The following is a 3,291-nucleotide window of genomic DNA, read 5'->3' on the forward strand; positions in this document are numbered from 1 at the left end:
CCAATCTATTGCTCAAAAGTCGTTGAATGATTTGCCTAGCCATGTCCAAGATATTTATCAGAAGTATGAAAAAGGAGGTTGGAAAGGAAATGTAGCCGGGCAAACTCAAGGAACCGGGGCAGGTGGAGCTTATAAAAATAGAAACTCAGCATTGCCAACGATTGATTCTAATGGGAAAACAATTACTTACAAAGAATTTGATGTGAATAATTATAATGGCATTAATAGGGATAGCGAGCGGTTCGTAAGAGGAAGCGACGGTTCAACTTATTATACGGATGACCATTATAGGACGTTTACAAAAATAAAGTAGGAGAGTGAAATGATAAAAAATAGGATCCATAAAATTACATTAGAAGAGGTTTCAAAAATTGAACGTCAAGCAAAATCAGAACATGGTTATATTGTTAAAATTGATGGAAAAGAGTTGGCTACTTACAATCAGTATATGCTAATTTTAGCTGAAAAATTTGTATTCAAACAAGATGTAGAAAATAATGTAGATGCTTTCTTAGACTGGATGCGAGATTTTAATAATCTTCAATCTAAAGGGTATCTTTCGTTCAATCTTATTATTTTTAATTGGAGGTTAATATTTAAAGGAGATAAAAAAATTCAAGAAGAACTTATAGATGATCTTGAATTTATAATCGATTTTTGGGAGAATGAGGTTGAACATGTTGTTGTTGGAGGAAAGAAATCCTCTTTCCAAGTCTATCTAGTAGAACAAGAGAATGTTTCTAAGAACTTGTTCACAAGATCGTTTTTAAATGATAAATAATTTTTCTAAAATAGTTTGTATCTCATATCATAAGAGTATTATACTCGGACAATTAAAATTTTCAAGAACGGAATGTCTCCTAAGAAATTTGATATTTATTTAGTAGATTAACTCTAAAAATTGCAAGTGGCTATAAAAAATATAGTACTAACCATCTTTGTAAAATCAAATAAAGACGGTTGGTACTATATTTCAGGTTATAATATCTACGTTGACAAAAACGGAAAAATCCGTGATAAGTATTTAGAGAATTTCTCGACAAGAAATAACGATATTTTAGAGACTCTGTTTAAGGCGATAAGCGGAGAGGGCAATCCGAATACGGGTTGGTTGAAAGCAGCTCAACAGCTGTCAGCACTGGCTTTGTTGGTTCAAATGACATATAGCGGTTATGGGCATATACTTGGAACTTGGAAATTGCCGCCGAGTAAGGTGAAGAAGGCTAAGAATCCGAGTGAAGTGGTTGAGAGTGGTGCTAAGGAAGTTGTTCAGCAAGGTGGGAAGAAAGTTTTTTCTAAAGAAATAATTTTCAATGGTAGTTCGGTAGACAAAGCATTTTCAAAACATCGAGATGCATTTGGAAAGTATCCCGATGGCACGAAAAATAGTATAAATGCGTTTATTTCTGATTTGAAGAAGTTTGCTGATACTGGAGTTCAAAAAAAAGGTAGTTGGAAACAGTTTAAAGGTACGCATATTTATGATCCTAAGACTAAAAATTGGATGTTTATCAATCAAGATGGAAGTTTTAATACAGCATTTAGATTGAATGACGAGCAATATAAACATTTAATTGAGAGTGGAAAGGTAGGTAAATAATATGAAAGTAACTCTTGATATATCATTGATGTCCAAAACCAAACTTCCAATTCGAGATTTAGAGTTGGTAAAAGAAGTTTTAGGAGATAGTAGAGTAACTGACTGGGAAATTTTTGAATTTGACTACCCAAATTGTATGTTTCATGAACTAGGTATTTTCGTTGAAAATTATGAGATGTCTAAAAGTACATTCACAGATGATTTAAATTATCTTACTCAAATATTAGTGGAGATAGTAGAAAAAATTTCTACAGATGTAGAAATTATAGCGACTGATGATGACAATGGTAACTTTGTTGATGAATACCAAAAGGATTTCGAAAATGTAGAGAAATGTACGTTCTTTGTAACAAAGAGAAAATTAAATCATAAATTATTCTATGTATCTGAACAAAAAACACATGTCTATGTAAATTTCAAGTATACTAGTTTGAAGTTGTATTTTGATTTGTAGAGAAAAATGGTAGGATAATTTATAAAGTTGAAGGAGAGGAAATCGAATTATTTGTTGAGAATGGGGTATTACAAACTGCATGGGGGAACCATAAGCTTACTAAGAAAGATTTTAGGAGGTAGGGTTATGTTTGAGATAAAGTATAGAATTTTATATATAGAAAAAGGAGTTAAGTATGCTGAGGGAATAAATGGCGAATATGGTTATTTTGCTATGTTTTTAAATGGCAAAGAGTTTGGCGATTGGGATTGCAGAGAAGAATTGACGTTGTCAATTTTTTCTGTTGGTATCTATGCATGGTTTTCATCGCTACTCAAATCTGTTCTTATGCTTAAAGTAAAAGGGAGGGTTTATGTAGATGATATAGAGGAGTTGGAACGCTATGTAACAATCTCTAATTTTTCGGTAGACTGTTACAAGATAGAAGAAGTTTTTCGTGAAAAACCCAGAGAAGATCCTAATTTACTTTCTGATGGTATGAGTTACATTGTTGAACCGCTTGCTAATATTGAAGAACAAGTTCAATTATCTGAAGTTGTAAATAGACAAGTCTTTATTGATGAACTTTTAAAGCAATCAAGTGAGTATTTAGATGAGATAAAAAACTTTCACATGGAAGGTAACAGAAAGATTCTACTTTTTTCAGATTTGATTGAAAAAGTGAGGAATGAAAATCGTTAGTTTAGACAGATTGTTAAGAATGAGGTTGTGTTTAAACTAGCAAAATAGAAAAATCGCAGAAATTTCGTTTTTATAAATGTTGATTTCATGCGATTTTTCTATTTAAAAATTGTTTAACCACGACTCGATTTTGAATTTTACTCTTGATAAGTACAATATCCGAACGGCACGAACGTTCAGTATGAATACGACCAGAAAAAACAGCTGACGAAAGTGACCGATAAAGGCAAGGTCACCGAGTATAGCTATGACGGTATGGGACAAATCACGAAGATTCAGCACGCTGACGGCACGACCTCTCTTTACAGCTACTTGTCGACAGGTGAAGTCAGTGAATCGAAGATTCTCTCGACCACAGGCAAAGAATTGTCGAAACAAACCTACGAATATGACGAAAACGGCAATTTGACACGAGAAAGTTTGAATTATCCAAAACTCAAACTTGACCGAACCTATGAGTACGACAAGGAAGAACAGCTTGTCAAAGTAACAGAGAAAGAGCGGAACACAACTCGAGTCACGCAGTATTTCTATGACAACGTAGGCAACCGTGTGG

6 protein-coding genes are annotated in these 3,291 nt (G+C 33.4%); all 6 read left to right on the forward strand.

What is annotated here, in order from left to right; translation table 11 throughout:
- The coding region (locus B5D30_RS12910) for a ribonuclease domain-containing protein (protein WP_327442550.1) at window positions 1-313 on the forward strand (313 nt) is incomplete at its 5' end.
- 9 nt (window positions 314-322) lie between these two features.
- A complete protein-coding gene (locus B5D30_RS12915; protein ID WP_078808499.1) occupies window positions 323-781 on the forward strand; it encodes a barstar family protein in 459 nt (152 codons plus the stop codon).
- A 126-nt stretch (window positions 782-907) separates the two neighbouring features.
- Entirely contained in the window at window positions 908-1,600 is a 693-nt protein-coding gene (locus B5D30_RS12920; protein WP_144399617.1) for a hypothetical protein, read from the forward strand.
- 1 nt (window position 1,601) lies between these two features.
- Entirely contained in the window at window positions 1,602-2,054 is a 453-nt protein-coding gene (locus B5D30_RS12925) for a hypothetical protein (protein WP_078808501.1), read from the forward strand.
- 126 nt (window positions 2,055-2,180) lie between these two features.
- Entirely contained in the window at window positions 2,181-2,735 is a 555-nt protein-coding gene (locus tag B5D30_RS12930; RefSeq protein WP_144399618.1) for a hypothetical protein, read from the forward strand.
- Between the two features lie 213 nt (window positions 2,736-2,948).
- Window positions 2,949-3,291, forward strand: a 343-nt coding sequence (locus tag B5D30_RS12935; protein WP_144399619.1) for an RHS repeat domain-containing protein, incomplete at its 3' end; no start/stop codon positions are given.

This window comes from Pilibacter termitis (assembly GCF_900167335.1).
GTDB classification, from domain to species: domain Bacteria; phylum Bacillota; class Bacilli; order Lactobacillales; family Streptococcaceae; genus Pilibacter; species Pilibacter termitis.

Excerpts from the sequence above, each read along its gene's own strand:
- B5D30_RS12930 (WP_144399618.1), top strand. The coding sequence starts at position 2,181 with ATGTTTGAGATAAAGTATAGAATTTTATATATAGAAAAAGGAGTTAAG.
- B5D30_RS12915 (WP_078808499.1), top strand. The coding sequence starts at position 323 with ATGATAAAAAATAGGATCCATAAAATTACATTAGAAGAGGTTTCAAAA.
- B5D30_RS12925 (WP_078808501.1), top strand. The coding sequence starts at position 1,602 with ATGAAAGTAACTCTTGATATATCATTGATGTCCAAAACCAAACTTCCA.